Origin of the sequence: Xanthomonas populi (genome assembly GCF_002940065.1) — a bacterium.
Lineage (GTDB): Bacteria > Pseudomonadota > Gammaproteobacteria > Xanthomonadales > Xanthomonadaceae > Xanthomonas > Xanthomonas populi.
The window spans coordinates 1-574 of the sequence record NZ_MDEJ01000316.1 but is presented as its reverse complement, the minus strand read 5'-3'; the positions used below and the strand labels follow the sequence as shown (position 1 = coordinate 574).

At 57.7% G+C, this 574-nt stretch carries 1 protein-coding gene; it reads left to right on the top strand.

What is annotated here, in order from left to right:
- On the top strand, positions 1-339 hold a 339-nt coding region (locus XpopCFBP1817_RS21075; protein ID WP_128418505.1), incomplete at its 5' end, for an IS30 family transposase.
- Between the last annotated feature and the right edge of the window lie 235 nt (positions 340-574).

Below are 574 nucleotides of genomic sequence, written 5' to 3'. Positions count from 1 at the left end.
ATGAAGAAGCTGCCGGCCTCGAGGCGGACAAGCCTGACCTGCGATCGTGGCACCGAGCTGACGTGTTATGCCGAGCTGATGCAGGGGTTGAACATCGACGTGTGGTTCGCTGATCCGCATGCGCCGTGGCAGCGCGCAAGCAACCAGAACACCAACAGCCTGCTACGCCAGTTCCTGCCCAAGGGCACGGACCTGTCCACCGTCAGCCAGGAGTATCTCAATCACATTGCACCGCTGATCAATCCCCGCCCTCGTCAGACGCTTGGAGGGAAGACACCGAGCGAAGCGATGGAGGCAGAAATCGCAGCATTCAAATCAGGTGTTGCGCTTGACTCTTGAGCCTGCCCTACGTGACGCCGATAATCAGTGTGCTGCGCGCTGCCTCGACAACATCCTCGGTAATCACCTTCAGGTCATTGATGCGCAGAATGCGGTCGATCTGCACGAATAGGCGATGCAGCAAACGAAAGTTTCCACCGGTGATACGCGTGATCAACGCGCAAATTGGGTATGTAAGACGAGATTTTGCGCGTATCTGGCGGCGTCAGCTGCCGCCGGACAGCATGATGCTTTG